The organism is Ochrobactrum sp. BTU2, assembly GCF_024539785.1.
GTDB classification, from domain to species: domain Bacteria; phylum Pseudomonadota; class Alphaproteobacteria; order Rhizobiales; family Rhizobiaceae; genus Brucella; species Brucella anthropi.
The window spans coordinates 361,758-383,933 of the sequence record NZ_JAHWRG010000003.1 but is presented as its reverse complement, the minus strand read 5'-3'; the positions used below and the strand labels follow the sequence as shown (position 1 = coordinate 383,933).

Sequence of the window (22,176 nt, the reverse complement as noted above, 5' to 3'; positions counted from 1 at the left end):
TGTTATCTTGCGCGGTGGACGTTGGGGAAAACTGCGACACCCAGGGAAAAGCGAACATGTCCCAAGATCACAATGCCGCTACAACGTCGCGGCAGCCAGTGCTGCGTCTAAGCGGAATATCCAAGAATTTCGGCGCCGTTTCAGCGCTGACAGATATCAATCTGGAAGTCTTTCCGGGCGAAGTTGTCGCTCTTGTCGGCGATAACGGCGCGGGAAAGTCTACCCTTATCAAGACGCTGGCAGGCGTCCATCAGCCGACATCCGGCACTATCGAATTCAATGGCGAGAAGGTGGTGCTTTCGTCGCCGGGCGTTGCGCTCGATCTCGGCATTGCGACGGTCTTTCAGGATCTGGCGCTGTGTGAGAATCTCGACGTCGTTGCCAATATTTTCCTTGGCCGCGAAATGAGCCCCTATCGCCTTGATGAAGTGTCCATGGAGATCAAGGCGTGGAAGCTTCTGAACGAGCTTTCCGCTCGTATCCCGAGCGTACGTGAGCCGGTCGCCTCGCTTTCAGGTGGTCAGCGCCAGACCGTCGCGATTTCGCGTTCGCTATTGCTCGATCCCAAGCTCATCATGCTTGATGAACCAACGGCGGCACTGGGCGTTGCACAGACGGCCGAGGTTCTTGATCTTATCGAGCGTGTTCGCGACCGAGGACTGGGCGTCTTGATGATCAGCCACAATATGGAAGATGTGCGCGCAGTTGCTGATCGCATTGTGGTGTTGCGCCTTGGCCGCAACAACGGCGTTTTCTACCCGGATTCCTCGAATGAGGAACTGGTCGCGGCCATCACCGGCGCGAGCAGCAATTCCGTTTCCCGTCGTGCCGAACGGCGTCAGGCGCAGCATGAAGCCGATCATACCCATGATCGGGGAGAAGCATAATGAATCAGGCAAGCGGAAATACCCCTCTCGACCGTCAGGATACACGCGTGCGCCATGATGAAGGCGTTTCAGGCGCGCTGCGCAGTTTCTTTGATCGTGTGCGTTCAGGCGATCTCGGATCACTGCCGGTTATCATCGGACTCGTCATCATCTGGACTGTTTTCCAGACGTTGAACCCGGTCTTCCTGTCGAGCAACAACCTTGTCAATCTGCTGTTCGACTGCTCGACCATCGGCGTGATTTCGCTCGGTATCGTCTGCATCCTGATGCTGGGCGAGATCGATCTTTCGGTCGGTTCGGTTAGCGGTCTGGCGTCGGCAATCGTCGGTGTGCTCTGGGTCAATCATGGCTGGCCTGTCGGCTTTGCAATGCTGGCGGCACTGTGCACTGGCGCGCTGATCGGCCTGCTTTACGCATTCCTCTATAACCGCTTCAGCATGCCGAGCTTCGTTTCCACGCTGGCCGGTCTGCTGGCCGCGCTCGGTCTCCAGCTTTATCTGCTCGGTAATACCGGCTCAATCAATCTGCCTTACGGCTCCTGGCTCGTGAGCTTCGGCCAGCTTCTGGTTATGCCGCGCCCTGTGTCCTACGCATTGGTGCTGATTGCCGGACTTGCCATCTTCTTCACCGGGTTCCGTTCTGCACAGCGTCGCCGCGAAGCCAGTCTGTCGGCGCCTTCGTCGGTTGGAATTGCGTTCAAGGCTATCGTCATCACGGTCATTGTCGGTGGCGCGGTATTTTATCTCAACCAGTCGCGCGGTGTGCCGTGGATGTTCGGCCTGTTCGTGGCGCTAGTCATTGCGATGAATTATGCACTTACCCGCACCCAGTGGGGGCGTGCCATGCAGGCGGTTGGCGGCAATCGTGAAGCAGCGCGCCGTGCCGGTATCAATGTGAACTTCATCTACATATCGGCCTTCGTAACTTGTTCGATCTTGGCCGCAGCAGGTGGCATCTTGGCCGCTTCGCGTCTTGCCTCATCCAGCCAGCAGGCCGGCACCGGTGACGTTAACCTCAACGCCATTGCGGCGGCTGTCATTGGTGGTACCAGCCTCTTCGGCGGACGTGGCAGCGCCTGGTCGGCTCTGCTGGGTATCATTGTCATCCAGTCGATTGCCAGCGGTCTGACGCTGCTCGATCTGTCATCTTCGCTTCGCTACATGATTACCGGCGCAGTGCTTGCTATCGCCGTTATTGTCGACTCCCTTGCCCGCCGCTCGCGCCAGTCGCACGGCCGCGCCTAAACCTTCAAGGACTGAAAAATGGCTCAGGATCTCAACGGAAAAGTTGGCGCCGTTACTGGTGCTGCCTCTGGCATCGGCTTCGAATGTGCAAAGCACATGATCGAAGCGGGCATGACGGTGTTTCTTGTCGACCGTGATGACAAGGCGCTTAAGGAAAAATGCGCCGAGCTTGGCGACAAGGCCAAACCGTTGGTCATCGATCTGCTCAATCCGGCGTCTGTCGCCACGATGATGCCGCAGATACTCGAACAGGCGGGCCAGCTCGACGTGTTCCATGCCAATGCGGGCGCTTATATTGGCGGACCTCTTTGGGAAGGCGACCCGGATGCATGGGACCGCATGCTGAACCTCAACATTAACGCGGCCTTCCGCACCATTCATGCCGTGCTGCCGCATATGATGGAACGAAAGACCGGCGATATCATCATGACAAGTTCCGTTGCGGGTGTTGTGCCGGTGATCTGGGAGCCGATCTATACGGCATCCAAACACGCCGTTCAGGCCTTCGTGCATACGGTTCGCCGTCAGGTCGCCCCGCATGGTATCCGCGTTGGCGGCGTTCTGCCGGGACCGGTTGTGACCGCACTCATCAGCGACTGGCCGAAGGCCAAGCTTGATGAAGCACTGGCCGCAGGCAGCCTGATGGAACCTAAGGAAGTTGCGGAGTCGGTGATGTTCATGCTGACCCGCCCGCGCAATATCACCATTCGCGATCTGGTCATTCTTCCGCAGAGCCTCGATCTGTAAATGGGAGCGACCATGACCAGCTACTATCTGGGCGTCGATGTCGGCACCGGTAGCGCCCGCGCCGGTCTGTTCGACGCGAGCGGCACCATGCTTGCTTCAGCCAAGCGCGATATCACCATCTGGCGTAAGGCGGGCAGCATTGTCGAACAGTCGAGTGCCAATATCTGGCAGGCTGTTTGCGAAAGCGTGCGTGAAGCGGTCGCGACCGCCGGTGTCGACCCGACGGATATCGCCGGTATCGGTTATGACGCGACCTGCTCGCTGGTTGTGCTGGGCGAGGGCGGCAAGCCGCTTGCCGTAGGTCCATCCAACGATCCTGCGCGGGACATCATCGTTTGGATGGATCACCGTGCTATCGGACAGGCCGAGCGTATCAATGCGACCAAGGCGAAGGTTCTTGACTATGTTGGCGGTGCCATTTCCCCCGAGATGGAAACGCCGAAGCTGTTGTGGCTCAAGGAAAACAAGCCCGAAACCTTCGCTGCTGCCTGGCAGTTTTTCGATCTTACCGATTTTCTCACATGGAAATCCTGCGGCAGTCTTGCTCGTTCAGCTTGCACGGTCACTTGCAAATGGACTTATCTCAGCCATGAAAAGCGCTGGGACGAGGCTTATTTCCGTGAAGTCGGCCTTGGCGAACTGGCGGATGAAAATTTCGTCCGTATCGGTACCGACGTTCGCGCTGGTGGCGAAAACCTCGGTGGTTTGAGCGAACAGGCTGCGGCAGAACTTGGCCTCAAGCCGGGTACTGCAATTGCCGCCGGTCTGATCGACGCTCATGCGGGCGGCATCGGCACAGTTGGAGCGCGTGGTTCGGAAGGCCAGATATTGTCACGCATGGCCTATGTGTTCGGCACTTCGGCCTGCACCATGACCACGACCGAACAGCCTGTTTTCGTGGACGGTGTGTGGGGCCCGTATTATTCGGCAATGGTGCCGGGTCTCTGGCTCAATGAAGGTGGCCAGTCAGCAGCAGGTGCTGCTATTGATCACCTGATCCATATGCATCCCTTCGCGGCAGAAGCTGAAAAGCTGGCAGCAGCTCAGGGCAACGGTTTAGCCGACAGTCTTGCTGCTGAAGTTGAGGCAAGGGGCGGCGTTGAAAAGACGGCCATGATCGTTGGTGACATTCATGTCGTGCCCGAATTCCTCGGTAATCGTGCACCGTTCGCTGATCCCGATGCGCGTGCGATCATTGTCGGGCTCGATCTCGACGCCGGGATCGATAGTCTGACGGCGCTTTATCTCGCCGGTCTGTGCGGTCTCGGCTATGGTGCGCGGCAGATCGTCGAGGCACAAAAGGCAAAAGGTATCGTGACCGATACCATCGTCGTTTCAGGTGGGGCTGCGCGTTCGCATCTGGTGCGACAAGTGCTTGCCGACACAACCGGCCTTGTCATCGTCGCCTCCACCTCGCCAGAGCCGGTTCTGCTCGGCTCTGCCATGCTGGGCGCTGTGGCGTCAGGGGCATATCCTGACCTTGCCTCTGCGATGCATGCCATGTCGGAACTTGGTGAGGTGAACAGACCGGATGCCGGGCGCGCCAGATGGCATGACAGGCGTTTCGAGGCTTTTACACTGTTGCAGGCAACTGCGCGGAAAATCCGCTCTATGGATGGCTCGAACTAACTTGAAAATAAACAGGCGGCGACAGGAAGTTTCCTGTCGCCGCCTGTTTATGCATTAATCTCACGCGACCTGTTGTCGCCTTGTCAGAATGAGACCTTGAGACCGACGGTGCCATTTACGCCGAAGCTATCGCTTGGATGCGCAAGGCTGGTCTTCAACATGCCTTCTCCGTAAAGCGAATATTTCCCGCCAGACCAGCTGTAAGTGCCGCCAAGGCCGACGCCGCCCCAGAATCTGTCGTTCTCGGTGCTGAGGGCTGTTCCTGCAAGATTGACACGAGCGCCATCTAGAAACTCATAGTAGAGATTGGCGATGCCATATACGTTGGTGCTGGAAATCAACCCGTTCGCAGCCTGCCAGCTTTTGCGATAGTCAGCTGATAGGCCAAGGCGACCATTGAGGCTGTCGCCGTCTTTCAGCGATACGCGTGCACCAAACCCATCGTTAAAGCTGTCAAAATCAATCGACGAATAGATCAGTTGCGCTTGTGGCGTCAGCGTCCAGCCAGGGGCAACGGCAAACCGTTTTCCGGTTTCCATGCCCAGCGCATAGCCAAAGCCCTTGTTGCTATCGGTCATGCCTCTTTCTGCTGTCACAGAAGAAAGATCGCTGTCGAACCAGTTGGCCTGAACCTGACCGTCGACATAAATGCCATTGTCGCCATACCATGTCAGTGTCGCGCCAAGCCCGTAGCCATCGGTATCGATGGTACCGTCACCGAATACTGACCAGACGTCTGCAGATGCCTTGCCATATTGCGCCGTCAATCCGCCGATCAGTCTACCGCTATCGCCGTCGAAGAACTGGCCATCGAGGCCAGCCTGCATTTTGTAGGTATCGACGTCGTACGATGTCAATGTCGTCGTCGAGTTGGGCGTGAGGCGGTTATGTGCGCCTTCAATTCGACCCCATACCGACGATCGGGTCGTGTTGCTCGTGCCCCCATTCTCGTCCGTAGCCCAATAGCGATCACCAACCCGCTGTTGCAGCGTAGACAGGCCGTTCAATGCCTGAAGCACCTGCGGATAAGCTTCATAGAGCGGAGCACCCGCCTGATAGAGCGGCTTTGAAGGGCTTGTCGGTGTTACCGGATCGACCGTTTTGGGCTTTAATGCCGAACGCAGGTACCAGTCGCCGTCGGTCGGATTGGTTTTACCGTTCTTGTAGAGCTGATAAGCGTATGCTCCAGCTACAACAGCCTGCTCGCCCTGGATTTCATAATCGCCCTTGAGTGAAAATTCGCCGTCGGACACTCCGCCGATCTCAATAATTTTAATCCCCTCGACGGTCGGCGCACCTTCGCCTTTGAGATTGTTAACGTTGACTGTGGAATTGCCTGAAGTGTCGCCGGTGACCACGAGCCTATCCGTAGCAGAATCATCGCCTCCAAGATCGGTGTTCAGGATAAGCAGACCATCGTTGCCAGTATAGTTTCCGGCAATCATCAATGTTGTTCCGGGCTTCGTGCCAAATTTCAACGTGCCTGCATTTGAAAAACTGGCGATGGATTGATTATAACCACCGAGATCGAGTGTGGCTCCTGCGGCCAGATCAACGGCGCTGGCTGCACTGAAAGTGTTTGCAGCGCCAGCCCGCAGCGTGCCAGCCAGCACATTCGTGGAGCCGGTATAAGTGTTGGCGCCCGCAACGATCAGGGTGCCGTCTCCTTGCTTGGTGAGGGAACCGTCGCCGCTGATATCACCGCCGAGCGTTTCATTGAAAGTGCCGGTATCGATTGCCGATGTGTTGCCGCTTGCAAGAATGATGTCATTCTTAATCACCAAGTCATCGACGAGGAAGCCGAGTGCGGCAGTGCCTTGCATGTTTACCGCACCGCTGCCCAATGCCTTGGCATTGCCAACGTACAGATGGGCGCTGTTGATATCTGTGCCACCACTATAAGTGCTTTCTCCGGAAAGAACGGTAGTGCCTTGCTGCAAGATGAGCTTTCCGGTTCCCGAAATCTGTCCGGCAAAGTCGTTCCCGCCTTCGTTCAAGGTCAGATTGCGTGCGCCGAGCACGATGCTGCCATTGCCGGTCAGGACGGCCACGCTGGTGCCTCCCGGAATTCCCGAAGGGTCATACTGACCGTCGGCGGTCGCAGAAATATCGAAAACACCGTCGACACGAACAACGCTGGAACGTCGCAGGCTGGCAGTGCCTATCAGAGCCAGTGTTCCCTGTTGGATCCAGGTGCTTCCGGAATACTGCGCGGGCGAGTCAGTGAATGCCGAATTATTGGTGTATCCTTCGATAGTCAGAAGCCCTGCGCCAGTCTTGACCAGATTTCCCGAACCAATAATTTCATAACCTCCGGTTACATTCATTAGGTTGGCTGTGTTGACTGGATCAAATGTTACAGTATAGCCGTTTGTCTCAAGAAATCCTGTCGTACTTCCTCCGGCCGGAGGAGCAGAAAAGTTAAATCCGCCCCCGGCTTCGTTGGTCGCCTGAATGGATATATTCCCGCCTACATTTGTTCCGCGGAAAAAATTTATCATCTGCGCGGCATCTGTTCGAACACCGGCACCGTCAATGCCGTTGATTGTAATTGCAGCAGAAACTGAGGACTGATTGAACGTTTTCAGGGCGCTGGTTTGGGTTATCCATATTGAACCGATAGCGCTTGCAGCGGGGATAATACCGGTTGCAGATCCCGCAATAATGGCCCGGTCGCCGCCGCCGGGAAGCTTGCCTTCCGCCCAGGACGCAGGCCTACCCCATCTGTCTAGAAGGGAGTGTGTGCCGATATAATGATAATCGTCAGCCCGAACGGGATTGGCAGCGACTATTGTCGTCACTCCAGCCAACGCAATTGCAGAATAGGAGACGGTCGAGCACAAGTACTGCGAAAGACCGTGAGCCAATGCCTTTATGCGCCTTTGCGTAAGCTTGGCGGATGAGGTGGTGCAATCTGTTCCGGTTGAATGTTTCATACTGCTCCTGCCGCTCAACGAATTTGCAAGACAAGCAGTTTCGTCGAAAATATTGCAATCAATTCATAAGTCACTAATTGAGTATAGATTATGGATTGGCAACAGCCCTGAAGTTGTAATGAGCGCCGAGTTTTCTATATCTATATTTTTAGTTGATTTAGAGGCTTCTTAAATAATAATAAATAAGAATGTGCTAAATATATATATTTGGTTATCATTGATAATGAGCGAGCGAGAATTGTCTTGGAAAGCAAGCTGCCGGAACAGAACTCACCTATATAGCCGAGAACGCGCTGGTATTTTACAGCCTTTATCCGTCCGACTGGGCGCAGCAGTTTGAAAGCAGACCATGAAGAAGATCGGATTACTTCCCCAAGATGACAAGACCAACGGCTGGAGCGCACTTCTGCCAGCACGGCAACCGAAGCCGTCATTGCGCGGTGATATTGTCGCCGATTTTGTTGTCATCGGTGCCGGATTTGCCGGACTTGGTGCTGCGCGTCGTCTTGCGGAGCTACGGCCAGATGCAAAGATTGTGATATTGGATGGCCAGCAACTTGGCGAAGGATCATCCGGGCGTAATTCCGGTTTTGCCATAGATCTCCCGCACAATGTCGGGTCATCTCTGGAGGAACTGGCGAAGGGGCATGCTTATCTGCGGTTGGCACGGGCAGGCATCGCTTCATTACGCGATAGCGTTACAACATATGGTATTGACTGCGACTGGAGTGAGGACGGCAAATATCATACGGCTTCGTCGGAGCGTGGCGCGAAAGAGATTCTGCAGCCGACGCTCGAGATGTTGAAGACGCTGAATGAGCCCTATGAATGGCTGGATGGCAAAGAAACGACGAAACGTCTGGGCACGTCGCATTTCGCGGCCTCGATCTATACGCCCGGTACGGTTCTGATCAATCCGGCTGCGCTCAATCGTGGGTTGGGCGACGCATTGCCAGAGAATGTGACACTCTTTGAACAGTCTCCGGTTCTGGAGGCGGATTTCGGTTCGAAAGTGCTTCTGCGGACTGCGGAAGGAACTGTTGCCGCTCCGAAAGCGATTGTGGCGGTTAACGGCTTTGCGACGCGCTTCGGTTTCTGGAAGGGACGACTTCTGAACTTTGCAGCCCATGCCAGTTTCACGAGACCTCTGACCGAAAAGGAACAAGGTATTTTCGGTAATATCGGGTCATGGGGCTCAACACCTGCCAACGCCTTTGCAGGCATTACCATGCGCTATACAAACGATCGCCGCATCCTCATCCGGCAGAACATTGAGTTCAGCCCCGGCATGCGCCAGTCGGATGCGCGCCGGGCTTCGGTTCGGCAGGATCACCAGCGTCTTTTTGACGAACGGTTTCCGATGCTTCGTGGCGTCCATGTCGAACACACATGGACTGGCTACATCTGTCTTTCGCGCAATGGCGCGCCGGGTTTCGGGAAGGTCGCTCCGAATGTCTGGAGCGCCGTTTGCCAGAATGCTGTCGGCATCGCCAAGGGCACGATCAGCGGGAGACTGGCCGCCGAAATGGCGTTGGGCGAGGATAATGGGTTGATATCGGATATGCTCAGCCTCGGAACGCCATCAGCTGTTCCGCCAAGGCCGTTTCTCGACATTGGCGTGCGTGCAAGATTTGCCTATGAGCTTTATCGCAACCAGCACGAAGCGTGATCGAGTTTCAACGGCCTCCAATTTTCCAGACTGCAGCGCCGGCGAGCATTCCGGCACCGGCTGCCGATAAAAGAAGCCGCTCACCGGGCTGAAAAGGCCGTGATTTCGATGCCAGCGACAGCGAAAGCGGAATCGTCGCCGCCGACGAATTGCCGAATGTATGGATCGTTCTTGCCGCGATAGAAGCAGGCACATGCAGTTGGTCGCAGACTTTATCGATCATGCGCATATTGGCCTGATGAGGAAAGAACCTGTCCACATCGGCGGCGGCTAACTTTGCCTGTTCAAGCACATCCGCTGCACAACGCGTCATCATGCGAACGGCCTGCGTAAAGACGGCTTTGCCGTCTTGCATGGTCATTCTTGTATCACCGGCGGGAATGGAGATCAGGCCATAATTCCCGCCATCGGATATGAGTGCTGATCCCCGCAGTCCTTCATGCGGGTCGTTTGACGGTGCGAGCAGAACGGCTCCAGCAGCGTCCGCGAAGAGAATTGCCGTGTTGCGCTCCTCCATGCTGATGCGACGGCTCAATATATTGGCTGCGACCACCAGAACCGGCTTTCGGAAGTTTTTGACGAAGCCGTCGGCCAGCACAAGTGCATAGAGAAAACCTGAGCAAGCGCCCGCCAGATCGATCCCGCCGCAGTTTTCCAGCCCCAGCTTGTGCGCGAGAAGGGGCGCGGAAGGCGGCAGAAGATGATCCGGCGTCGATGTGGCGAGAATGACGAGCGCCACCGAACTGTGTGGAACACCGGCATTGTCGAGCGCCATTGCACCGGCCTTCATTGCCATATCCGTCAGCGTTTCATCCGGCGCCGCCCAGCGTCGTTCGCGGATGCCGGTGCGTCTCTCGATCCAGCCAGCTTCAAGCCCAAAACGCTGCTCCAGTTCGGCATTTGCAACACGGCGGTCTGGCACATAATGACCAAAGCCCGCCATACGGCTCGAAATGCTCATCGCGCCCCGCCCCTTATCATGTCCGCTGCCGCGTCGATCGCGTCATAGGCGAGGTCCAGATCAGCTGGCGTCACGCAATAGGGTGGCATGAGATAAATCACATGGCCGAGCGGACGCAGAAGCACACCCCGTTCGCGGAAGAAGGCTTTCAGTTTCGGCCCCGCATCGGAGAGATAGCCGGTTTGTTCGACCGCGAGATCGAGGGCAGCAATGGTCCCTTGCTGGCGCAGATTGGTAAAACGAGGATCACCCTGAAAGCGTGAAAGTCGTTCGGAATGCCATTGACCGAGCGTCTTGATACGATCCGCAACGGGTTCTGTTTGCCAGACTTCGATATTGGCACATGCTGCCGCGCAGGCAATCGGATTGGCGGTATAGGAACTGGAATGGAAGAACGTGCGGCTGCGATCTTTCGAAAAATGCGCATCGAAGATTTCAGCAGTACTGAGCGTCGCAGCCAACGGAAGAGCGCCGCCAGTAATACCTTTGGAAAGACACAGAATATCCGGTGTGATGGAGGCCTGTTCGCAGGCGAACATGGTGCCCGTGCGCCCCCATCCGGTCATCACTTCATCGGCGATGAGAAGTGTTCCGTGGCGCTGCGTAATCCGCCGGAATTCAGCCAGCAAATGCGCGGAATAGATTTTCATGCCGCCTGCACCCAGAACCAGCGGTTCAATCAGCAGGGCTGCAACCTCGCCATTGCGGCAGAAATGTTCCAGCGCATCAAGCGTTTCCTGCTCTCGCCCCGCCGACGGAAACGGAATGGTGTCGACCTGAAACAGCAAGGGTTCATAAGCGGCGTTGAACACGCCGCGCGCGCCGGTGGACATGGTGCCGATCGTATCGCCGTGATAACTATGCTCCATCACCACGATGCGTGAACGCGGTTCGTTTCTGTTGTGATAGAAGCCGAGCGCCATCTTGATCGCGACTTCGACCGCTGTGGAACCGCTGTCGGAATAGAACACATGGGCGAGGCCCTGCGGGGCGAGTTTGACCAGCTCTTGCGCCAGCCTTTCTGCCGGTTCGTGAGTAAACTCGGCAAAGATGATCTGATCAAACCGTTCCAATGCGTCCCGGATTGCCGCCATGATCTTTGGGTGGCGGTGCCCATGGGTAATCACCCACCATGACGATATGGCATCCAGCACGGACTTGCCGGTTTCATCTAGCAGATAGGCACCGTCAGTTTTGACGATCCTGCGGAAAGCCGGTTCGGTGGCGTGTTGGGTGAAAGGATGCCAGACGGGAGACGAATGCGCGGTCATTCGGAAGCTCCGCCAAAAATGTTTATGTCGAAATGCTCGCGAAAGGCTTGGCGGAGTGCGTCCGGATCAAGTTTCGCAAGGCGGGGCAGCCGCCCCAGTCTGCGCACGCCGCTCAGTTCCGGGATGATCTTCTCTGTATCCGGTTGATGATCGCCGACGAAGGCAATGCCGAGCACGGGAATATTGCGTCGGTTCAATGCCTCAAGCGAAAGCAATGTGTGATTGATGGTACCGAGCCCGGTTCTTGCACAGAGGATGACCGGCTTCCGCCAGCGCGCAAAAACATCGATGAACGTCGTGCGCCGCGTCAGCGGTACATGCAATCCGCCTGCACCTTCAATCACCAGAGGCGCATCGACCGATGGTACTGCAAGTGCATCCGTATCGATCTCCACCCTGTCGATCTGCGCCGAAAGATGCGGTGAAGCAGGCGTATTCAGGCGCCAGCTTTCGGGGATCACGTTCCGACGTGATAGCCCGGCAAGCTGGACAACGGTTTCGCTGTCAGTTGCCTCTTCCAGCCCCGACTGAACCGGCTTCCAGTAATAGGCGTTGAGCGCACCCGCAAGGGCTGCGGAAAAGACGGTCTTGCCGATACCCGTATCGGTGCCGGTGATGATGAAGGTGCGGTTCATATCATTTCCTCTGCCATGATCGCGGCAAGGTGCTCGAACATGCGCGTTATCGTGGGTTCGTCGACATTGAGCGTGATGGTGATGCGCAGTCGCGCCGTGCCGGCAGGCACTGTTGGCGGGCGTATGGCGCGCATGTCGAAGCCCTCGGCCTGCATGCGATGTGCAATACGCAAAGTGCGGTCGGCATCGCCAATGACGAGCGGCAATATCTGCGTTCCGCTGCCGGACCTGCCGAAGCGATTGGCGAATTGCGCGTTGGCGACGTCGATAAGCCGATGCAATTCGTGCCGCCGATGTTGTTCGGCGGCCATGGTTTTGAGCGCACGCCGTGTCGCCGACACTTGCAAGGGTGAGGGCGCGGTCGAATAGATGAAAGGCCGCGCGCGGTTGACCAGAAAATCGCGCAGGATTGGGTCTGCTCCAACCAACCCGCCGGCGCTTCCCATCGCCTTGCCGCAGGTGTGAAGCGTAATAACATTCGGTCTGTCTTCCAGTCCGGCAGTAAAACCGCGCCCGTCCGATCCGTGCACGCCTGTGGCATGGGCTTCGTCGATGAAAAGAAATGCATCGTGGCGGTCTGCTATCTCAATGAGATCGGAGAGCGGCGCGCGGTCGCCATCCATCGAATAGAGGCTTTCCACCACAATCCAGGGGATGCCAATTCCTCCCTTCTCGCGCCATGTGCGGATGGCTCTCTCGAATGCATCCGCATCGTTATGCGGGACGGAGACGATGTCGGCCTTTCCGGCTCGCATGCCTTCGTGTGCGCTGGCATGGATAAGCTCGTCATAGACGATCAGATCGCCGCGCAGCGGCAAGGTCGAGAGAACCGCGAGATTTGCCGCATAGCCATTGCTGAAATAAAGCATCGACGGCGCCCGAAACCAGGTAGCGGCTTCGGCCTCCAGAAATTCGTGTTCCAGGTGATTGCCCCGCAACAGCCGGGAGCCGCCAGACCCGGCGGCAAGGCCGTTTTCCAGCTCGGCAATCAAAGCATTGCGGATCGACGGTGATGCGGCAAGGCCCAGATAGTCGTTCGAACTGAAGTCTGCGCCCTTATTGCCCGAAAGCGTGCGCAGATGCCGCCGCCGCTCAAGGTTTTTCAGCTTGGCGGCGTAACGGGCCAATGGATCCGTGTTATGCATGGTTGTCCAGCGTGTCGGCGGTCAGGCCAAGCCGCCGCATAAGGCTTGTGTCGCGGTCTTCGCCCGGATTGGCGGCGGTCAGCAGCGTGTCACCGATAAAGATCGAATTTGCGCCTGCGAAAAAACACAGAGCCTGCATTTCATCGCTCATCGAATTGCGCCCGGCTGTCAGTCGCACATGCGATTGCGGCATCATCAGGCGGGCAAGCGCGATGATGCGGACAAAGGCGATAGGGTCGACGGGCGATGCTTTCTCCAGCCGCGATCCGGGCATCGGGATCAGCATATTGATTGGCACGCTTTCCGGTGGTGTCGGCAGATTTGCCAACGTCACGAGCATATCGATGCGATCATCTTCGGTTTCTCCAAGGCCGAGAATGCCGCCGCTGCAAACCTTGATTCCGGCTTCACGAACATGGGCGAGTGTTTCCAGCCGATCATCGAAACTGCGCGTCGTGATGACCTGCGGATAAAACCGCTCCGACGTATCGATATTGTGGTTGTAATAATCAAGTCCCGCTTCCGCAAAGGTCTGCGCCTGATCCGGGCTCAACATGCCAAGCGTCATGCAGGTTTCCAGGCCGAGCGCTTTCACCTGTTTGACCATTTCGGCAATCGCCGGTTCATCACGCGGCTTTGGGCTGCGCCAGGCCGCGCCCATGCAATAGCGGGTTGCGCCGCTATCCTTTGCCTTCTGCGCTTCTTCGAGAACCGTATCCAGGCTCATCAGTTTGGAGGCTTTCAGACCCGAGGCATGATGCGCCGATTGGCTGCAATAGCCACAATCTTCGGGGCAGCCACCGGTCTTGATATTGAGCAGTTTGCTGAGCTGAACGCGGTTCGGATCGAAATTGGCACGATGAACGTTCTGTGCCTCGAAAAGAAGATCGTTGAACGGAAGATCGTAGAGCAGACGCGCGCTTGCGAGCGTCCATGCATCTTGTTCCGATTTGGACGCCGTTTTCTCAACGCCTTTCGGGTTCGATTGCACCATATTGAGCATGCCTTCTCCACTTTATCTATAAAAATAGAAAGAATCTATGAAATATAGATTATTCGCATGTATGCTGGCGACTCAAGTGAAATTATTATAGATAAAAAGGCGTGTTAAATGACGCACTGCATTGTGACTGCGCCAGAACGAAAAACGCCGCGATCGACGGATCACGGCGCTATAAAATCAGTGGGGCAGAGAAGTCAGCAAAAGCCTGTTGCAGCGCAGGCGGCTATCCGTCTGAGGGTTCGAGCTGCGTTTCAAGACGTTCTTGACGGAGGCGATGACGTCCCAAAGGCAGCATGATGGGGCGACCGGAGGTCGGGTCGGTCATGATGCGGCTTTCCAAATGAAAGACATCGCGGACATTTTGTTCCGTCAGCACTTCGTCAGGCGTCCCGGTTACGTGTAGCTGTCCGTTAGCCATTGCGACCAGAAAATCTGCATAGCGGGCAGCAAGATTGAGATCGTGCAGAACCATGACGATTGTGGTTCCGCGCTCCCGGTTGAGGTCGGTGAGGAGGTCCAGAACCTCAACCTGGTGACTGATGTCGAGAAAGGTCGTCGGCTCGTCCAACAGGAGGATGTCGGTCTGCTGCGCCAGTGCCATCGCAATCCACACGCGCTGGCGCTGGCCGCCGGAAAGTTCGTCTACCGGTCTGTCAGCCAGTTCGGTTGTCCTAGTTGCTTCAAGTGCCGCTGCGATTGCTTCGTCATCGGCCCGCGTCCATTGCGAGAAAACGCCGTGATAGGGGTTTCGACCTCGGCTGACGAGATCGGCGACCAATATGCCTTCTGGCGCCACCGGCGATTGCGGCAGCAGACCGAGCGTCTGTGCCAGTTGCCGGGAGGGGAGGGTGTGGATCGACTTGCCGTCAAGCAGCACCTGCCCGTGGCGCGGGACCAGAAGCCGGGACATCGTTCGCAAAAGCGTGGATTTTCCACAGGCATTCGCTCCGACTATCGCGGTCACCTTGCCGGAGGGGATTTCAAGATCGAGACCGTCCAGCACAAGCCTGTCACCATAGCCGGTGGTCAGCTCACGCACGATGAGAGTGTGATCGGTCATAGGGATGCCCCGCTGCGATTGGCACGTATGATAAGGTAGATGAGATAGGGAGCGCCCAGAGCTCCGGTGACGACGCCAACCGGATAGCGGCCCGGCAGCAGGAATTGTCCGCAATAGTCGCCAGCGAGAACAAGTATGGCTCCGATCAGCGCAGACGGGACGAGCAGGGAACCGTTACTGCCGATGATGCGTGCTGCAATGGGGCCGGACAGAAAGGCGACGAAGGCGATGGGGCCTGAGACGGCTGTGGCGAAGGCTATCATACCGACGGCGGCAATGATGATGACGATCCGGGTTCGCCCGACATTGGTTCCCAATGCTGCAGCGCTGTCGTCGCCCAGCCGCAATGCTTCGAGATCGCGAGACCGGCTCAAAAGCAAACCGCCTAAAACGATCAGGGCGATCAGAAGCGGAAGCATCTGGTCCAGCCTTGCGCCGTTGACGCTGCCGGTGAGCCAACGCATGGCTTCCTGCAAGCTCCATGCCGGAGCGCTCGACAGAATATAGGCGATGAAGCTTTCGAGCATCGCCGAAACGCCAATGCCGACAAGGATAAGACGGGTTCCGGCAATCCCGTTCCTGAAGGAAAGTCCATAGACGGCAAGCGCTACGGCAAGCCCAGCCACAACGGCAAAGATCGAAACAATGGGGCCGCTCAGCGAGAGCACAACGATTGCAAAAACAGCTGCAGCACTTGCACCGGAACTGATGCCGATAATGTCGGGGCTTGCGAGCGAATTGCGCAGCATAAGCTGGAATGCGACGCCGCCGAGGCCGAAGCTCAGCCCTGCCAATACGGACAGGACGGCGCGCGGCAGGCGCAACTTCCCGACCGTGAAGCTTGCGCCTTGAACATCTTCGCCCAGAAGCACCCGCACAACATCTTTCGGCGGGGTGAAAGATTGGCCCAGCATCAAAGTGAGGAGGAAGAGGGCGACGAGAATGACCAGAAGAAGGCCGATCACAAGATTGCGCTTGCGGGTGCGGCTGCGACGGTTTCGGGCGATGAGATCAGCGGTGGCATGCAGCATGGTTACAACTCGCGAACCCGTTGGCGTCTGACGATCCAGATGAAGAACGGCGCACCGATCAGGGCGATGACGATCCCGACATCGAGTTCGGCAGGACGGGCAATGAGGCGTCCGACAATATCGGCAACAAGCAGGAGACAGGCTCCGCTGAGGGCCGAGAACGGTAACAGCCAGCGGTGATCCACGCCTACCAGCAGGCGACAGAGATGCGGCACAACCAGACCCACAAAGCCGATGGGACCGCAGATGGCGGTGGTTGCGCCACACAGCAGAATTGCGCCGAGCGCCGCAACTGCGCGTGCGAAGGCAACCTTTTCTCCCAACCCGGCGGCAAGTTCGTCGCCGAGTGCGAGCGAGTTCAGTTTGCGCGCCAATAGAAGGCTGACAATGAAACCGGCGGCGAGAAACGGCAGCACATAAGAGAGTCGGTCGAAAGTTGCACCGCCAACGCCACCGATCTGCCAGGCGCGAATGCCGCCGGCGATGTCGTTGCGGGGTAGCACGATGGCGATAACCAACGAGGAAAATGCCACCGACGTGGCTGCACCGGCCAGCGCGAGCTTGAGCGGTGTCGCGCCACCACGGCCAAGCGATCCGACCATATAGACGAAGACGGCGGCACAACCGGCACCGAATATTGCTGCCCAGATATAAGCTGGTGCAGAAACGATGTTGAACCACGCAACGCCGATGACGACGGAGAGCGACGCGCCCATATTGATGCCCAGAATGCCGGGGTCCGCCAGCGGATTGCGGGTGATGCCTTGCATGATCGCGCCCGCCAGTCCGAGTGCCGCACCGGCGAGAACCGCCAGCAAGGTGCGCGGAATGCGCATGGCGACAGCGGCCTGTCCGACGGTGTCCATATGGCCGCGCAGGGCCGCGACAATGTCAGACCACGGCACTTCACGCGTGCCGAGCGACACGGATAGAACGCAGAGGATCACGAGAAGAAGGACGACGGCGCCGAGCCAGCCGGTCCTTGCTTTGTTGGACCGATATATAGTGATCGGCTGGCTTGAGCGCCGGACGCGGGCGAAAGTCATTTTGCTTTATCGGCCGCGCCGGCGAGAAGGGCGACATAGTCCTTCAGTACCCAGGAAATGGAAAGCGGCGTGGGATTGGCAGCGGTCCCGAGCGGATTTCTGCCCAGCATGACCACTGCATTGTTTTCGACCACTGGCATTCTGGCGAGAAGCGGATTGTGTTTCATGGCATCCAGCAATTCCTGACTGCCATAGGTCACGACGATGTCCACGTCATCGAACATGTCGACGCGCTCGGCACTGATGGAGCCAGAGAACTGGCCCGGCTTGGAGGCGTCGACCACGCTTTTGGGGGAGTTCAGGCCAAGGTCCTTGAAAAATCTCACCCGCGTATCGTTGGTGGTGTAGAAATTGACCGTGCTCAGGTCTGTCGTGTCGAGATGCGTGACGAACATGGCCGACTTGTCCTTCAGGTGCGGATACTGGCTGACCGTCTCGGCAATCTCGCCTTCGATCTTTGTGATCAGCGCTTCACCTTCTTCCGCCATGCCCATGCCGGCGCTGTTGAGGCGGATCATGTCGCGCCAGTCGGTTGACCAGGGCGCTTCGGGATAGGCAACGACGGGGGCGATCTGGCTGAGTGTCTCGTAGTCGGACCGGCTCAGGCCGGAATAGGATGCGAGGATGACGTCGGGCTGCGTTTCGGCCACGGCCTCGAAATCGATCCCGTCGCCCTCATCGAAGAGTACTGGCGTATCAGCGTCGAGTTCCCTCAACTTTGCGGCCACCCAAGGCAAGAGACCATCATTGTCCTCATCACCGAAATTGGCTCGCGCAAACCCAACAGGAACCACGCCGAGTGCAAGGGGGACCTCATGGTTCGCCCAGGCAACGGTGACAATCCGCTTCGGCTTTTTCTCTATCGTGGTTGTTCCGAAAGCATGTTTGATAACAATCGGGTAGGCTGTCTTCTCATCAGCTTGAACCCCTTGCGGCGCGATGATCGCCAAGCAGGACAGGGCAACGAAAACGAGAGAGCGAATGGACCACGTCATCCGGCGCATTCTCCTTGTGTATAAAGTGGCCTTTCAGTCTCAAGTTAAGCTCATCGCGTCAAGGCCGAAGCTCGCACCTTGATAAAGCTGTTGCGAATTAACCGTGATTTCCTACAAAAAAGCAGTTTTCTACAATACTGGACAAAGCTTCTCAAGTTAGTGGCGATCCGGGGACAATTTCAGTTTCTTGATTGCTTCGACGATCGGGCTCATCCGGTCGTTGATCGCAACGCTGGTCGATGTCTCCACACTTTGAAAACCGTCGCCGAAAGCGATCGCCGCAAACTGCATATCGGACCTGACCATGGACATTGAAAAGACCGCTGAGATGAAGAAAACCACCCAGGTTCGCTACCGCAGGGCAATTCTTCTGGGGTGCACGGCGCTTGTCGTTTCCATGCCGGGTCTGGCTTTGGCGCAGCAGGCGACGACAACGGAAACGCCGACGGTGCTCAAGACCATTACAGTTGATGGGACTGGCGGGCGCGACGACGATTCCAAGTCGATTGTCGCGACGAGAACCACCGGCGGCGGCAAGATGGCGACGGATATCATGGATACGGCAGCCTCCGTATCGGTGATCACCGCCAAGGAAATACAAGAGCGCAACGCCCAGACCGTCGAGCAGGTGCTGCAATATACGGCGGGTGTCTCCACCAATTTCTACGGGTCGGATGACCGGTTCGACTTTTTCCAGATCCGCGGTTTCGATGCCAACACTTATCGCGATGGGCTGTCCCTCGGCCGTCCTTTTGGCGGCATACGCGAAGAACCCTATGCGTTTGAACGCATTGAAGTTCTGAAAGGCGCGAGCTCCACGGCTTTCGGTGTTTCCGATCCGGGTGGCATGGTCAATTACGTGACCAAGCGACCGAAGCGCGAGCGCTTCGGCGAAGCCTATGTCACGGGCGGCTCGTTCAATCACAAGGAAGTCGGCTTTGATTTCGGTGATAATCTGACCGGCGACGAAACGCTGTCCTATCGCCTAACCGGCAAATTCAAGGATTCTGACGCCGAATATGATTATTCGCGCGATGATGAAAAGTTCATCATGGGCGGGCTGACGTGGCGTCCGAGCGATGCGACCAATCTGACGGTGATCTTCGATCATCTTCACCGCAATGGCGTGCCCGGAAGCGGCGGTCATCCGGTCGGCACTAATTTCAACAGAAGCCGCTTTTTCGGCGAGCCGGATTTCAACTATCGCGGCACCGACAGAAATACTGTCAGCGCCATGTTCGATCATGATTTCGGCAATGGTTTGAGCATGAGCGCCAACGGGCGTTACAGCAAGCAGGACACCGATTTCGGCTATGCCTATATTGCGTCCACACCGACCGATGGTTCCACGATTGCCAAGCGCGACTTCTTCGGCAATGAAGCTTCAGCCGAGAACTTCGTGGGCGATGCGAACCTGAAATATGAGACAAGCTTTGACCGGTTCGAAAGCCGGACGATGGCGGGCGTCGAATACAATAATTATTCGGCCACCAACAAGACGCTCTGGGGCCCGGCACCGAGCATCGACTGGACCAATCCTGTCTTTACCGGTGCTCCGGTCAATCTGCCTCTTATCGGCAGCACGTCAACCAAGCAGAAAACCAAGGCGATCTACTTTCAGCAGGATCTGACATTCGCGGAAAAGCTGATCGCCAGTGTCGGTCTGCGTAATGATTGGCTCGACCTGTCGCAGACGAACAATCTCAGCAACAAGACGACAGATGGCGATCTGAGCGAGTTCACCAGCCGCTTCGGCCTCACCTATCGGGTAACGGATGAATGGGCGGTCTATACGAGCTATGCTGAATCGGTCGCTCCTCCGGCCATTGGTGTCGATCCTGAGCGGGGCGAACAGATCGAAGTCGGCGTGAAATACCAGCCAACTGCATTTCCGGCCCTGTTCACCGCGTCCGTTTATGATCTGACCAAGAACAATATCTCGGTCAACAATCCTATCACACTTCAGCCATCCACGATTGGCGAGGTTCGCGTTCGCGGTATCGATCTGGAAGCCAAGGCCGAGCTGACGAACAATCTCAACCTGATCGCGGCCTATTCCTATATGGACCCCGAGATCGTAGAGAACGGTACCGGTGGCAATGAGGGCAACCGCCCGCAATTTGTTTCTAAGCACCTCGCTTCGCTTTGGGCGAACTACAAGATCGAGGGCAGTGGTCGTCGCGGCGACATGACAATCGGTGTCGGCGGTCGTTATATTGGTGCGTATTACTTCACGCCAGCCAATACGTCGGGCACCAGCGGCAATGTCGTGTTCGATGCCGCATTCACTTACGAGTTCCTCGATAATTCAGCGCTGCAGGTCAATGTCAGCAATCTGTTCGACAAGAAATACGTCGCCTATGGCGGTTTCGGAGCGGATTTCTACAATCCCGGTCGCGAGATCACGGCAACGCTTCGCCGCACCTGGTAGGATGAGCAGCTCCGCCGGAAACAGGCGGCGGAGCTTACAATCCGAAATTGGTCAGCGGTTCGACTGGAAGCGCCGCCATGCGGCTGGCGTTTCTCCCACCACCTGACGGAAAGCCTTGGTCAGATGAGCCTGATCGGTGAACCCGAGCTGTGCTGCGATGCCAGCGACGGTCAGGTTGCTATCTGCCAGCAATTGTTGCGCCAGATCGATGCGCTTCGCCATTTGCCATTGCAGCGGAGTTTTCCCGGTTGTCTGCTTGAAGACATTGGCAAACCAGCTTTCCGACAGACCCACCGCTGCCGCCATTTCGGCGACGCTTAACCGGCGATCACCGCAACTGTCGAACCGTGCGTTCAGCTTGTTCATCTGCGCCATGGTGAGGCGGCCGTAGCCCTGCTTGTTATCCTCGTTCGGTATATCGAGAAGCCCGGTCAGAATGCTGCCGATGAGGTTTTCCGCAAAAAGCCCGTGTTTTACCGGATTGGCTGTTTCATCGACGAGCAGGCGGGCAAGCATTTCTATGGCGCCAAGGTCCTGAATTTCCACCGGACTGCGCATGGCGGCCATGGCCATAGAGGTGCCGAGTGTCGGACTTAGATATTTGAGCAGCCGATCCTTGTGAAAATGCAGGTTCAGGTGCGAAAACCGGTGAAGCGAAACCGTATTCGTCCACATCGGTACGCCAGCGGGTATGTAGATCGCACGCGTCATCGGGCGGTGATGCTGGGTAAGGACGCTGCTGTCGTTCGATATGCGAATGTTTGACGAAACATCCTGAAAAAAGATCATGATGCGGGGATCGTGCGACAGGAAATAGCCATTGGCTCCCGTCTGGCTTTCAGCCTCCCAATAGACACTGACCAGCCCGTCCAGTACGCGCCATTGAACCGGCGCAACCACCCGGATGCCTTCGGCTTGCCAGATCATCGAATGCCAGAAGCCCAAAACGTTCCGATCCGTATGCGACAGCGTTTCATTGGAATTCCGGCTTCATGGCCGGACATGTTTCGTAAGAAATGCGCCCGGATACCGTCGCATTAATATGACTAAAATTATCATCTTTGAAGGCGAAGACAAGATAATTCTACCAAAATGCGGGGGAGACGTTGCCCCTATTTCACTCGAGGTCCTCCTGCTCGAAATGTTGGGTAACGTGAATATCGGTTGTTTCCAGACGCCCGGGCCCGAGATTGATGAACTTGTGCGGTATGTTTGCCGGACCGAAGACAACCTGTCCCTCCGTCGCCTCGATCTGTTCATCGCCAACAATGAACAGGGCATTTCCCTGACGGACGATGAAAATCTCGTCATAGGGGTGCCGGTGCAGTTTGGGACCATGCCCTACAACATCGGTCGAGAAGAATATGATCGACGCATCGGTGCCAAATCTCTTGCCTTCGACGCGCCCAGACCAGGCATCATCACGCCTCGCCCATTCTTCTCTTTTCAAGACAACGGCTTGTTTCGTCAAAACGGTTCTCCCGGC

At 56.8% G+C, this 22,176-nt stretch carries 19 protein-coding genes; 6 read left to right on the top strand and 13 right to left on the bottom strand.

All coding sequences use genetic code 11. The annotated features are described in order from the left end of the window. The first annotated feature begins 56 nt into the window (after positions 1–56). From KWJ32_RS10825 to KWJ32_RS10810, 4 genes are read left to right on the top strand one after another with little or no spacing between them, the layout of a single operon-like run. A complete protein-coding gene (locus KWJ32_RS10825) occupies positions 57–887 on the top strand; it encodes an ATP-binding cassette domain-containing protein (protein WP_011982563.1) in 831 nt (276 codons plus the stop codon). Continuing rightward, positions 887–2,131, top strand: a complete 1,245-nt coding sequence (locus tag KWJ32_RS10820) for an ABC transporter permease (RefSeq protein ID WP_011982564.1) — start codon at positions 887–889, stop codon at positions 2,129–2,131. Before KWJ32_RS10825 ends, KWJ32_RS10820 begins: the two co-directional genes overlap by 1 nt. A gap of 18 nt (positions 2,132–2,149) precedes the next feature. Next, on the top strand, positions 2,150–2,878 hold the full coding sequence (locus KWJ32_RS10815) for an SDR family oxidoreductase (RefSeq protein ID WP_011982565.1): 729 nt from the start codon (positions 2,150–2,152) through the stop codon (positions 2,876–2,878). 12 nt (positions 2,879–2,890) lie between these two features. Further along, positions 2,891–4,507 (top strand): FGGY-family carbohydrate kinase, encoded by a 1,617-nt coding sequence (locus KWJ32_RS10810; RefSeq protein ID WP_151610161.1) that lies wholly within the window; start codon positions 2,891–2,893, stop codon positions 4,505–4,507. An 83-nt stretch (positions 4,508–4,590) separates the two neighbouring features. Here the strand turns inward: KWJ32_RS10810 and KWJ32_RS10805 are convergent, their stop codons facing one another. Beyond that, positions 4,591–6,834 (bottom strand): autotransporter outer membrane beta-barrel domain-containing protein, encoded by a 2,244-nt coding sequence (locus KWJ32_RS10805; RefSeq protein WP_158304332.1) that lies wholly within the window; start codon positions 6,832–6,834, stop codon positions 4,591–4,593. Between the two features lie 958 nt (positions 6,835–7,792). Between KWJ32_RS10805 and KWJ32_RS10800 the strand changes: the two genes are divergently transcribed. Next, complete coding sequence (locus KWJ32_RS10800; protein ID WP_011982568.1) at positions 7,793–9,112, top strand: FAD-binding oxidoreductase; 1,320 nt, start codon at positions 7,793–7,795, stop codon at positions 9,110–9,112. 7 nt (positions 9,113–9,119) lie between these two features. On the opposite strand, the gene KWJ32_RS10795 is transcribed toward KWJ32_RS10800, so the two are convergent. The 10 genes from KWJ32_RS10795 to KWJ32_RS10750 all read right to left on the bottom strand — a co-directional run bounded on the left by KWJ32_RS10795 (position 9,120) and on the right by KWJ32_RS10750 (position 18,571). After that, entirely contained in the window at positions 9,120–10,073 is a 954-nt protein-coding gene (locus tag KWJ32_RS10795) for a beta-ketoacyl-ACP synthase III (protein ID WP_151610162.1), read from the bottom strand. Next, positions 10,070–11,344 (bottom strand): adenosylmethionine--8-amino-7-oxononanoate transaminase, encoded by a 1,275-nt coding sequence (locus tag KWJ32_RS10790; RefSeq protein ID WP_011982570.1) that lies wholly within the window; start codon positions 11,342–11,344, stop codon positions 10,070–10,072. Before KWJ32_RS10790 ends, KWJ32_RS10795 begins: the two co-directional genes overlap by 4 nt. Beyond that, positions 11,341–11,979, bottom strand: a complete 639-nt coding sequence (gene bioD / locus KWJ32_RS10785; RefSeq protein ID WP_011982571.1) for a dethiobiotin synthase — start codon at positions 11,977–11,979, stop codon at positions 11,341–11,343. Before bioD ends, KWJ32_RS10790 begins: the two co-directional genes overlap by 4 nt. Beyond that, on the bottom strand, positions 11,976–13,124 hold the full coding sequence (locus KWJ32_RS10780; protein ID WP_011982572.1) for an 8-amino-7-oxononanoate synthase: 1,149 nt from the start codon (positions 13,122–13,124) through the stop codon (positions 11,976–11,978). The genes bioD and KWJ32_RS10780 overlap by 4 nt, the downstream gene beginning before the upstream one ends. Continuing rightward, positions 13,117–14,127 (bottom strand): biotin synthase BioB, encoded by a 1,011-nt coding sequence (bioB, locus tag KWJ32_RS10775; RefSeq protein WP_011982573.1) that lies wholly within the window; start codon positions 14,125–14,127, stop codon positions 13,117–13,119. Before bioB ends, KWJ32_RS10780 begins: the two co-directional genes overlap by 8 nt. 223 nt (positions 14,128–14,350) lie before the next feature. Next, positions 14,351–15,187: an ABC transporter ATP-binding protein gene (locus KWJ32_RS10770; protein ID WP_011982574.1), complete on the bottom strand. Its 837-nt coding sequence runs from the start codon at positions 15,185–15,187 to the stop codon at positions 14,351–14,353. After that, entirely contained in the window at positions 15,184–16,218 is a 1,035-nt protein-coding gene (locus KWJ32_RS10765; protein ID WP_011982575.1) for an iron ABC transporter permease, read from the bottom strand. The genes KWJ32_RS10770 and KWJ32_RS10765 overlap by 4 nt, the downstream gene beginning before the upstream one ends. Before the next feature lie 2 nt (positions 16,219–16,220). Further along, the gene (locus tag KWJ32_RS10760) at positions 16,221–17,264 is read right to left on the bottom strand and encodes an iron ABC transporter permease (protein WP_256885976.1); all 1,044 of its coding nucleotides are present in this window, start codon (positions 17,262–17,264) and stop codon (positions 16,221–16,223) included. Continuing rightward, a complete protein-coding gene (locus KWJ32_RS10755) occupies positions 17,261–18,259 on the bottom strand; it encodes an iron-siderophore ABC transporter substrate-binding protein (protein WP_011982577.1) in 999 nt (332 codons plus the stop codon). Before KWJ32_RS10755 ends, KWJ32_RS10760 begins: the two co-directional genes overlap by 4 nt. A gap of 156 nt (positions 18,260–18,415) precedes the next feature. Further along, positions 18,416–18,571: a hypothetical protein gene (locus KWJ32_RS10750; RefSeq protein WP_158304333.1), complete on the bottom strand. Its 156-nt coding sequence runs from the start codon at positions 18,569–18,571 to the stop codon at positions 18,416–18,418. Between KWJ32_RS10750 and KWJ32_RS10745 the strand changes: the two genes are divergently transcribed. Then, positions 18,564–20,690 carry a TonB-dependent siderophore receptor gene (locus tag KWJ32_RS10745; protein ID WP_040128489.1) on the top strand — a complete coding sequence of 709 codons (2,127 nt, stop codon included), beginning with the start codon at positions 18,564–18,566 and terminating at the stop codon, positions 20,688–20,690. The two genes, KWJ32_RS10750 and KWJ32_RS10745, sit on opposite strands and share 8 nt — an antisense overlap. Before the next feature lie 51 nt (positions 20,691–20,741). On the opposite strand, the gene KWJ32_RS10740 is transcribed toward KWJ32_RS10745, so the two are convergent. Continuing rightward, positions 20,742–21,635, bottom strand: a complete 894-nt coding sequence (locus KWJ32_RS10740) for an AraC family transcriptional regulator (RefSeq protein WP_040128488.1) — start codon at positions 21,633–21,635, stop codon at positions 20,742–20,744. A 172-nt stretch (positions 21,636–21,807) separates the two neighbouring features. Next, the gene (locus tag KWJ32_RS10735; protein ID WP_011982580.1) at positions 21,808–22,161 is read right to left on the bottom strand and encodes a cupin domain-containing protein; all 354 of its coding nucleotides are present in this window, start codon (positions 22,159–22,161) and stop codon (positions 21,808–21,810) included. Between the last annotated feature and the right edge of the window lie 15 nt (positions 22,162–22,176).